Source organism: Variovorax sp. P4_D9, assembly GCF_056401695.1.
Window position 1 is genome coordinate 1 of the sequence record NZ_JBFUIU010001648.1, and the last position, 772, is coordinate 772.

At 66.7% G+C, this 772-nt stretch carries 1 protein-coding gene and 1 pseudogene; one reads left to right on the forward strand and one right to left on the reverse strand.

Features of this window, described 5'->3' with window-relative positions; genetic code table 11:
* The coding region (locus AC1DY5_RS57515) for a universal stress protein (RefSeq protein ID WP_478123021.1) at positions 1-501 on the forward strand (501 nt) is incomplete at its 5' end.
* A gap of 118 nt (positions 502-619) precedes the next feature.
* Here the strand turns inward: AC1DY5_RS57515 and AC1DY5_RS57520 are convergent.
* Positions 620-772, reverse strand: a pseudogene (locus tag AC1DY5_RS57520) (IS6 family transposase); the annotation flags it as partial.

The following is a 772-nucleotide window of genomic DNA, read 5'->3' on the forward strand; positions in this document are numbered from 1 at the left end:
GACCTGCTGATCCTCGGCCAGCCCGACCCGGATGATCCCAACGCGGGAGAGCTGCCTTCGGATTTCGTGTCCAGCGTGCTGGTCGAGAGCGGCCGGCCTGCGCTGGTGGTGCCGTATGCGGGGCCGGTCGGCACGATCGGCGGTCGCGTCCTGATCGGCTGGAAGGAGACGCCCGAGGCCGCGCGCGCCGTGTCCGCCGCTTTGCCCTGGCTCGTTGGCGCCCGGTCCGTGCAGGCGATCAGCTACGGCGAGGACGCCGACGCTTCCGTGCACAGCCTGCGTGCCTATCTCAAGGCGCAGGGCGTGGAGGTCGCGGTGCAATCCGGCGGCCCGGAAGAGGGCGAAGTCGGAGAGAAGCTTCTCTCGGCAGCCGCCGACATGAGCGTCGACCTGCTCGTGATGGGTTGCTACGGCCACAGCCGCGCGCGCGAATGGGTGCTCGGCGGCGCCACCCGGTCGCTGCTTCAATCCATGACGCTGCCCGTGTTGATGTCGCATTGAGGTGAGCGGAAACCTCGATTTCCCTTTTTCAGGAGCTTCGCCATGACTGTCCACGCCGATCAGGCTCTGGTGCAAAGTTTGGGGGTAGCCGAGCGACGTCTCCAGAGGGCCGCGCAGGTTATGCCGAAAGCACGGCATTCCAGATCGCGGGCGCAGCTTGGCCCCGAACATGCAGCCGACCGAGATTGAACTGACCCTTGCGAACTCGGTGCAGCAGCTCGACGCCGGCGATCGTCACCGCAGCACGGTCGAAGACCTTGAACCCCAGCAT